Annotated in this window: 1 protein-coding gene; it reads right to left on the bottom strand. The window is 58.7% G+C overall.

What is annotated here, in order from left to right; genetic code table 11:
* Positions 1 to 41 precede the first annotated feature (41 nt).
* Entirely contained in the window at positions 42 to 572 is a 531-nt protein-coding gene (locus IEW15_RS25590; protein ID WP_188583377.1) for a TraC family protein, read from the bottom strand.
* Between the last annotated feature and the right edge of the window lie 207 nt (positions 573 to 779).

Below are 779 nucleotides of genomic sequence, written 5' to 3'. Positions count from 1 at the left end.
AGGACGGGCCGCCTCACGCCGTCCCAGGCGACGGTGACGCTCTAAACCAGCCCGCCGCGCTCATTGCGCGACAGCCTCTCAAGCAGCTTTTGTAGTTCGACCGACAGATCCTTTGCTGCCATCATTTCTTGTTCAGTCGGTCTGGGAGTCGCCAACGGCAGCTTGGCGGTCACGACGATTACGAAATCCCGCAGACGCAAATGCGAATGGTCATTCATCGGCCGATCGATCGAGGCCCGGAGGTACTCGACACGATCCAGCGTGATTTTACGGAGGAGAGGATCGCCAGTGGCCGGGTCAAATGACGGTGCCCGAAGTTGGGTGAACGCATCAAGGATGTGTCGAATATCGGGAAATGCAATCAGACTGAAGGAGAGGATGCTGTCATTTGGCCAAGCGCTGTTGATCAGCACGGCCAGATGATTGGCGGCACGATCATCCGCGCCACTCAGAGGTGCGCAGAGAAAGCCGATACCGAGGCTGGAATCGTCACACAAGAACGCACGGTGGACCGGATCATATGCCTGTGGGCGAATTAGCCGTGCGGGCCGTTCTTCGGGAATGCGCATCATCCTTATCCCTCCAGGAACCGGATGAGGCTGTCAGGCAGACCTTGCTGCATACGGCCATCTGGCGCGACGATCAGTGGCACGCCCTTGAGACCAAGTATCTGTGCCGTTATCAAACGATTGCTTAAGAGGCTGTTGCCGAATGCCCGCTACCCATGGCTTGACGCCGTCTGCTGACGGCTTGGGAGCTTGGCGGGGGTCTCGCGCGGT

Origin of the sequence: Tistrella bauzanensis (assembly GCF_014636235.1) — a bacterium.
Classification (GTDB): Bacteria; Pseudomonadota; Alphaproteobacteria; order Tistrellales; family Tistrellaceae; genus Tistrella; species Tistrella bauzanensis.
The sequence above is the reverse complement of the archived record's forward strand: the minus strand, read 5'-3'. Positions and strand labels throughout refer to the sequence as shown.

Coding starts and splice junctions, on each gene's coding strand:
- IEW15_RS25590 (WP_188583377.1), bottom strand. CDS start 572: ATGATGCGCATTCCCGAAGAACGGCCCGCACGGCTAATTCGCCCACAG.